Annotated in this window: 4 protein-coding genes; 1 reads left to right on the top strand and 3 read right to left on the bottom strand. The window is 41.5% G+C overall.

The features are described from left to right. Positions 1-151 precede the first annotated feature (151 nt). Positions 152-814 carry an ATP-binding cassette domain-containing protein gene (locus ACMHKJ_RS13010; RefSeq protein ID WP_413494484.1) on the bottom strand — a complete coding sequence of 221 codons (663 nt, stop codon included), beginning with the start codon at positions 812-814 and terminating at the stop codon, positions 152-154. 40 nt (positions 815-854) lie between these two features. After that, a complete protein-coding gene (locus ACMHKJ_RS13015; protein WP_413494486.1) occupies positions 855-1,751 on the bottom strand; it encodes a LysR family transcriptional regulator in 897 nt (298 codons plus the stop codon). 109 nt (positions 1,752-1,860) lie between these two features. Between ACMHKJ_RS13015 and ACMHKJ_RS13020 the strand changes: the two genes are divergently transcribed. Beyond that, a complete protein-coding gene (locus ACMHKJ_RS13020) occupies positions 1,861-2,304 on the top strand; it encodes a PACE efflux transporter (RefSeq protein ID WP_413494488.1) in 444 nt (147 codons plus the stop codon). A 61-nt stretch (positions 2,305-2,365) separates the two neighbouring features. Here the strand turns inward: ACMHKJ_RS13020 and ACMHKJ_RS13025 are convergent, their stop codons facing one another. Continuing rightward, positions 2,366-4,516, bottom strand: a complete 2,151-nt coding sequence (locus tag ACMHKJ_RS13025; protein WP_413494490.1) for an autotransporter outer membrane beta-barrel domain-containing protein — start codon at positions 4,514-4,516, stop codon at positions 2,366-2,368. Between the last annotated feature and the right edge of the window lie 1,484 nt (positions 4,517-6,000).

The following is a 6,000-nucleotide window of genomic DNA, read 5'->3' on the forward strand; positions in this document are numbered from 1 at the left end:
TATCACCGAATATCCCCTGTGATGAAAGCGTCCGGGTGTCATCAGATGTTCCCGTTATAGTGACAGTCTGGTTTGCATCCGTTGCAGAAAGGGACTGACAAGAAGAAGAGGAAAAAACCGAAGCCAGCGCGGAAAATGTAAGATCCGCAGCTCACACAGCCGTCAATCTGTTCAGAAACGACGCACCCGTTGTGGGATCGCGGGTTACCGGCGGACGGGGCGATTCGCTGACAATCCACAGAGAGGTACACACTTTCTCAAGCAGCGCTTTATTGTGGCTGAATACAACCAACCCAAGCGGACGTCGCTGTGATTCATCTATCAGAACCTGCCAGATTTGCGCCTGAATATGTGCATCCAACTGTGCGGTCACTTCATCTGCAACCAAAAAACGGGTACGTGGATCTAACGCGCGTAATAACGCAATACGCGCCAGTTCACCGCCGGATAATTCATTCGGGCGGCGCAGTAGCCACTCCGGTTCAATGCACAGTTTATCCAGCCATTGAGCATCCGGTTTCCACGCATCATACAGCCCGGCACCGGTGGTACGGTAAGGATTAAAGCACTTCTCCGGATGCTGCGGCACCAGTTGAACAGGGCAATAGCCGGACGTCGGGACAGGCTTTCCGTCAAGCAACAATTCACCGGAATGTGGTTTTTGCCACTGCGCGAGTATCCGCCCCAGAGTCGTTTTTCCGAAACCGCTCGGCGCTGAAATACCAAAACGCTCACCGGCATTCAGCCGGAAAGAGAGACTCTCCCATAATGTTTTACCACCCTGAATCACCTGTAAATCACGGATTTCAAACATACGCGCTCCTGTGGGCTGATTTATCTTATTATCATAGCAACTAATTTCCCGCACACACATGGCTTTCCGTCAGCAACCCGATGCAATCTTGTGCACCGCGTTTAAGCACGTTCCCTTTCAGGCTGACAATATGTACCGGAAGCACCAGCCCGTTACGGGTATTGCGGAATGACAGCGCCCGCAGTGTGCCTGCCGCCAGCTCTGTCTGAATCAACGATTCAGGTAAGTTACCCCAGCCGATCCCTGCCTTTACCAACCCGAGCGCCATCGCAAAGTTATCTGTCTGCCAGGTTTTTGTCGCAACCTGAGTTCTGATATCACTGAGAGTATGATGATGACTGGCAATAATAACCTGCCGAGTTTGCACCAAATCCTCAATATAAACAGATGGCTGTAAAGAGAGCGACGGATGAGAGGCAGAAATTGTTGCTACCAGAGATTCATGGCCGATACAGTGAAACTGCTCGCGCGGATCCACATACAACCCGCCAAATACCAACGCCAGCTGAATACGCCCCTGATGCAACAAGGGTAAAATATCATCCTGCGGAGCAGAGAGTAGTTCTGTTTTCATCAGAGGGTAGCGCTGATTAAGTATTTGCAGTGCCGCAAATAAACACTGCGGGTTCACATCCGTTGCCACACCAATGGCGAGCGTACTCTCCACTCCCTGCGTCAGTTCGCGGGTAAACACATTCAACTGATGAAGCTTCTCTGTAATTTCTTTTGCATAAGGTGCGAGTGCGATCGCATTTTCTGTCGGTACCGGCGCTCTGCCATCCCGGTCAAACAGCGCAAATCCCAGCTCAGCCTCCAGATTACCGATAGCCATACTGACCGCAGAGGGCACCCGGTGCAATGCCCGTGCTGCCGCTGAAAATGATCCCTTCTCAAGTACAGTCAGAAAGAGCTGTAAATTATCACTGGTAAAAGGCATTCGTCCTCCATCTGTCAGAAGAACTGATAGTAGCTGACTTTATTTATCATCTCTATTGATTTAATTTGCTTTCCGGTTCGCATAGTAAAAGAAACAGGATGCAAAAAGTATGCAGGGTTTAAAACGAAAAATGGTATTTATTACCGCCTATGAAGTGATTGGCTGGATAATTTCATCTCTGGGACTGGCACTACTCTCCGGTAATTCAGCCGGTGTTACCGGCCCGCTGGCTCTGGTTATTACCACTATCGCCGTGAGCTGGAATTTTATTTTTAACAGTCTGTTTGAATATTGGGAATCACATCAGATATTGCGCACGCGGACCTTGCGCCGCAGGCTGGTACACGCGGTATTATTTCAACTGACACTCGTGATATTTCTTATCCCGTTAATTGCGTGGTGGTTATCTGTTAGTTTATTACAGGCATTCTTACTGGATTTCGCATTAATTATCTTTATTCCGATCTATACTTTTTTCTTCAATTGGGCATTTGACAAAATATTTGGTGTCCCGAATTCAGCCCGTCCCCGGCAGGAAAAAATTCTGCACTGAAATAATAATAAAAAAAGCCATACCGAAAATGGTATGGCTAAGTTTAGTGTACAAATAAAAATCAAAAACTGACTTTTAATCCGATATATGCATTGACAGGTGATTCAATTTTGTCACCATGGATATAACCCAGACTTGCGGAAAGCGTTGTATCCGGCGTTAAAGCAACCGTTGCACCCATCTGATATTTCCCGGTTACAGACTCGTTACCATTAGAAAATACTTTATTATTCAGTGCCACTTTATTGTTTTTAACAAATTCGCGGGAGACACCTGCATTAATAAACGGTTTGACCTTTATATCATTAATATGAGTATCCATAGTCAGACGTGAGCCCACCTCTCCGACAGCACTATCACTGTTAAACTCATGAATATCCATACCGTTAGATAACGGGTATTTTGCCTGACTAAACCGGCTGTAACTCATCCGTCCATAAGATGTTAATGATATTTCTGGGGTAACCTGTAATTTCTTTCCGGTTTCAGTACTCACGGTCAATGCATTCTGTTTAAAAGAACCATTAACCGACCCCCCGCCGCTGCTTTGTGTATTCAAACTATTCTTAAAATGTGAACCTTTCAGCATTCCATCAATATACCAGTCCTGATATTGCCAGTGGGTATATCCGCCGATAGCAAAGCTATCCGTATTTCCCTGTCCGGTAACATAATCAAACGTCGTTTTTGTTTTTCCGGTACTGGTAAATAAGCCAAATGCAATTTCACCAAAACGAACCTGGTTTAATTTGTCATATCCTATTTCCACGAGATTCATGCTGTTTTTAAATGCAACACCACGGTTATCACTGAACTTTGACTTATCGTAACGGTAATTCATCCACATTCCGTATTTTTTATCTGACCGTGTATCTGTGATATGACGACGCGACGGACCGAATAAATTTTCACTACGCAAAATGTGACGATTTACAGAGGCCATACTCAACCCCGCCAAAGCACTATTGGACAAAACGTCCCGGAGAGCAGGTGTACCGGTATCATGGCTGACATCTTTACCGGTTTCCGTATCAATTTCCTGAACATATTTATCATCTTTATCTATTTCTGGTTCACCTTGCGTCTCACCATCGGGGTCAATATCCGGATATGGAATATGGTCAGCCTGAGTCGCTAAATACCAGGTTGATTTACCGTTACTTTTAACACCTTTGATCAACCGGTATTTATAAATACCCAAATCAACTACGCCACCATTACCAGCCAGTTTAAATTCAGCATCACCCTTATTTATTTCAATTAATTCGACCGTTTCATCAGGATCAACAATATCTTTACCGGTATCATAAACATTTACATTGAAATCACCTGTTGCATTATTTGTCACAACCAGCTTATCACTGACATCATCGGCAATTTGTGAATGAAATGAAAACGTTCCCTGACCGCTGAGATCGTTGACAACTAATTGATTAAAAATTACATTTTTATTATCTATTTTGGGCTTTAAGCTTACTGAACCATTTTTCAGATTCAGATTACCAATATTGGCAACCTGAAAATCACTTGCCGCATCAACCTCAACATCACGGCCTTCCCATTCAAAACCAAATAAATCATTGTTTCTTTCTGTGGACATATCCTGAGTATAAAGGTTACCGGAGAGGTTCATTTCTTCAATTGATGTATTATCTGAACTATAAAAATTATCATTATCTATGATAACAAATGCCTGACGTCCGACATTCAGTGCGCCTGTACTTTTTCCACCGACATTAAACCGTAAGACTCCCATTTGATTTACTGAGGTATTACTGGCTGTTCCGCCATCGTATACATTAACATTTCCTTTACCAATGATCTGAGAATCTGTTACCAAACCGCCATCCATAATATCAACCTGTCCGTCATAGGATGATGGCAAATATAAATTTTGTCTGCTGGTATTATTCAACTCATCAGCTGTTCTTGGCGCGCCCACTTTGGCTTTATCCAGGATACCACCATTGAAAACAGTCACTGTTCCACTATCAAAAATCCAGCTGTTAACTGATTTCCCACCTTCCCGGATATCCTGAGCACCATTATCTATAGGAGCATTAGGGTTCTGATTAGGATTAATACCAACCTGATTATCATAAACAGTTTCATTTTCGACAATTTTATCATATGTATACGTTATCGCAGCTGATGCTGTATTCAATGTTACTGCACTGCAAATCGCGGTTGCCAGTACTGTTCTTTTCATCATTATGTTATTCCATATTCTGTAAGTTATTTCCTGCTAACAAACAAAAATTAGAACAAAACCCCACCAGACATGGCTATCAGGGCAAACGGAATATTTGATAATTCATCATGATAAAAATCATAATTTCGCGGCAGAAATAAACAAAATATAGTATAACTACCATTAATGACAATGGGTATTTCATAACTTAAATATATCACACTAAAACAACAAAAAATTAATTATATAATTAACGCCTTATTTTACTGATAATACATTAACCAGAAAAACTTGAAATTAATACAAAACACATTACTTATACCATTTATGAAAATATCGATAATTTTACTTCACTCTATAATAAAGAGATACACATATAGTGATACCCCGACTGTATCATCTGATACGAAATTATAGGCAGGACTATTTCTATGCAACATTTAACTCCAATAATCAATTATTATTTCAGGATGAACAACCCACAGCGATATAAATAAATTAAGTTATGTTTAGAAAAAATAACTGTCGTAAAATAAAATAACAATGAAATATATTTCGCGTGACTATTGCTGGGCAATCACTATAAATAATATCTATAAATACACAGTCATTTTTTAGTGATTGTTCAGTGTATTTTCAGGCATAGTTTTATTACATATTTAACGGAGGGTCACAGCAGTACATGACATTGACTTGTGAGTTATCAATATAACAGAGTCCGGATGCTAAGATACCGGTTCAGAAGACTAAAAGGAAAATAGGTCAGTATGTAGTTACGGATTTCAGGTGAACAGCCAGAAACAGAATCAGCAGAACTGAATATTCAGTTAAATCATAGGTATTTTTAGTAAAGATCGCGTCGACATTATCAGTTTCCCACATATCAGACCATTTAAAAGAGTAGACACGCGCAGAGGTTATTCAGTAAATATACATATTTAAAAAAGAACGTTGGGTAAATCACTTTTTAGCGGGAAGATATCGTGCAGATACCGCGGGTATAACTATATAAATCATAAAAAAACAGATATAGATGAAGAGCAGACACTCAGGATCCGAATAAATACGCCTCGCGGACGAAAGCAATACCCTTTCCGGAAAAACGTTATCACATACATTGTATTTATCATGTGTGGCCCCGGCGGAACGGAACAGCTAGCCTTGCTTCCATTTCCATACATCCCCATCTACTATCTCCTATTTCCTCTGCGTTGCTTATCGCTGTGACGTAATCAGGGATGTGGTGTTATCCGTTCTTTAACACGAATATTTAATTTACCATCAGCAGCGCAAAATAAAAACTCTTGTTTCATTCATGAAAAGTATCAGGATTTACTGCATCAGGTCAGGAGGAGGATAACCGGGGAATATAAAGGATGTGGTGCTATTTGTTCTTCTGTACGAATATTTAATTTACTGCCAGCGACATCAAACAGAAACTCTTGTTTCATTCATGGATAGTATCGGGATTTACTGCATCAGGTCAGGAGGAGGATAACCGGGGG

Source organism: Morganella psychrotolerans (assembly GCF_965118875.1).
Taxonomy (GTDB): domain Bacteria; phylum Pseudomonadota; class Gammaproteobacteria; order Enterobacterales; family Enterobacteriaceae; genus Morganella; species Morganella psychrotolerans_C.

Excerpts from the sequence above, each read along its gene's own strand:
- ACMHKJ_RS13015 (WP_413494486.1), bottom strand. The coding sequence starts at position 1,751 with ATGCCTTTTACCAGTGATAATTTACAGCTCTTTCTGACTGTACTTGAG.
- ACMHKJ_RS13025 (WP_413494490.1), bottom strand. The coding sequence starts at position 4,516 with ATGATGAAAAGAACAGTACTGGCAACCGCGATTTGCAGTGCAGTAACA.
- ACMHKJ_RS13010 (WP_413494484.1), bottom strand. The coding sequence starts at position 814 with ATGTTTGAAATCCGTGATTTACAGGTGATTCAGGGTGGTAAAACATTA.
- ACMHKJ_RS13020 (WP_413494488.1), top strand. The coding sequence starts at position 1,861 with ATGCAGGGTTTAAAACGAAAAATGGTATTTATTACCGCCTATGAAGTG.